Raw genomic sequence first — 1,502 nt, 5'->3', positions numbered from 1 at the left:
CTGTCTGCTCGTCTGCACAACATCACCACGGTACAGCCACAAACGGCACCTATGCCCTATAAAACGGTAGCTGATGGGTGCTGGTGCACCGAATCCACTTGGTTGCATGGCGATGTATGGGATATCGAAAATGCTTCAGATAATAAAGAATGGAGCATTGTCCAAATCTCTAATAATGTCAGTACTACTAATTCGCACAGCCATTTGGGCTTGATAATAGATGCGGACAAAACCCTAACGGTAAACGGAGATAATTTGATTGAAAACAGTTGGTATTTTGAACTGAACGGTACTTTGGATTTAATGGACGATTCCCAACTGCTGCAGACCGAGAACAGTGATTTGGTAACATCGGCCGATGGAAAAATTTTAAGACGACAAGAAGGCCAATCCAATCCGTATAGGTACAACTATTGGGGCTCTCCGGTTGGTTTTACGAGTGTTTCAACCCTATCAGACAATAATACGGGTAACAATGCCAACAATACAACTTTTAGTTTAAATATGCTTAAAGATGAAGCTGGTTCAAACTGTTTGTTTACTTCAGGCCAAACAGGCAATGGAAAGATCAGCACGCAATGGCTCTACACGTACATCAATGGGCTGACGTACTGGGACTGGGCGAACATATCGCCGTCCACATCATTGAGCCCGGGCGTGGGCTATACCCAAAAAGGGATGGGCAATGCGGGCACCGAGCAACAATATATTTTTGAAGGTAAACCTAATAACGGTACTATTTTGTTAAACGTTACCGATAAGGGCGGTGCTGGCTCTGTGCCCAATAAAACCAAAACGGAGTATTTGTTGGGCAATCCGTATGCCTCTGCGATGGATATCCATAAGTTTATTGATGACAATGCGGGCGTGATAGACGGCACGCTACAGCTTTGGCAACATTGGGCTGGCAATTCGCATTACCTAAACGAATACCAGGGCGGTTACGCCCAAGTGAACAAATTGGGTTCTTGCCGTGCCTATCAGTTTGTTGGGTTTTATGGAGACCATAACGGCTCTCAGGATGGTACTATCGTGCCTTCGCGCTACCTTTCTGTCGGTCAGGGCTTCTTGGCCGAAATTGTGGCCGATGGGCAAGTGGAATTCAACAACGGGCAGCGTGTTTTCATTAAGGAAGCCGATGCCGATGGTACTTACGATAATGGTTCTACGTTTTCAAAGTCTACTAGTAGTAAAAATTCAAAAGAAAAAGCTTCGAACGATACGATGCAAAAAATCCGATTGGAATTCAATTCGGTAACAGGGCCCAAAACGAGAAGGGAACTGTTGATGGGCTTCAGCGATTATACCACTGATGGCTTCGACTATGGCTACGATGCCAAGAGTACGGAGACCAACAACAACGACCTGAATTTATCATTGGAAGGAAAAAATATGATTATGCAGGCCTATGGCGAAATTACCGATGAAAAAGTAGTGCCTTTAAACTTGAAATCGTCTGGCGATAACACTTTCGAAATTATAATATCCGAGAAGGAAAATAT

General features: G+C 44.3%; 1 pseudogene. It reads left to right on the top strand.

What is annotated here, in order from left to right:
* Positions 1-1,502 (top strand): annotated as a pseudogene (locus tag HC176_RS15480) (hypothetical protein); the annotation flags it as partial.

The sequence above is a fragment of the Tamlana crocina genome (assembly GCF_012037625.1).
This window is presented reverse-complemented; position numbering and strand designations above follow the sequence as displayed.